The sequence below is a fragment of the Chitinophaga sp. GbtcB8 genome (assembly GCF_019091455.1).
GTDB lineage: Bacteria > Bacteroidota > Bacteroidia > Chitinophagales > Chitinophagaceae > Chitinophaga.
The window spans coordinates 1-231 of sequence record NZ_JAGXJN010000509.1; the positions used below are offsets into that span (position 1 = coordinate 1).

Sequence of the window (231 nt, forward strand, 5' to 3'; positions counted from 1 at the left end):
ATTACGGACACACGAAATATCTTTAATCTGGTGTTCCTGGCCTACTTCGTAGATCCGCCGCGGTACACGATTGAAGAGTGGATAGAAAGAGGGCTTACCTACTCCGTACCGCGGAAGGCCAAACTGCGCCTGAGCTGTAATGTTGGGGAGCACGAAGACTTCCAGACCATGGTACGGGACGTGTTCTTAGGGAACAATCCTAACATGACCCCGAGGGGAACTTTCGTGATC

At 51.5% G+C, this 231-nt stretch carries 1 protein-coding gene; it reads left to right on the plus strand.

Going from position 1 to position 231, the window contains the following annotated elements:
* Window positions 1–231: hypothetical protein (locus tag KVT36_RS32430; protein ID WP_217607540.1), on the plus strand; the 231-nt coding region annotated here is incomplete at both ends.